Source organism: Variovorax sp. KK3, from assembly GCF_001984055.1.
GTDB lineage: Bacteria > Pseudomonadota > Gammaproteobacteria > Burkholderiales > Burkholderiaceae_C > Variovorax.
Map to the genome: position 1 here is coordinate 1 of NZ_LYVO01000237.1, position 201 is coordinate 201.

Consider the following 201-nt stretch of genomic DNA (forward strand, 5'->3'; position numbering starts at 1 on the left):
GTACTTCGCCAGCGTCGGCTTCTCATCCCCGAACGCCGAGTAAGCCCACTGCCTCACAGCCTGCCCCTGGCTGTTCGTAAGGCGCCTGGGCGTGTTCAGGTGATCGCTGTGCACCGCGAACACTTCGCCATTGATCACCACCGCGATGGGCATCGGCCCGTTGGCCGTCGGCAGGTAGATGTACTGCGTGCTGCCCGTGCT

The 201-nt window shown here is 64.2% G+C and carries 1 protein-coding gene; it reads right to left on the reverse strand.

The genetic code is table 11. From position 1 onward, the window contains the following. A partial coding sequence (locus B0W80_RS36105) for a hypothetical protein (RefSeq protein ID WP_218668994.1) occupies window positions 1-201 on the reverse strand: 201 nt, incomplete at both ends.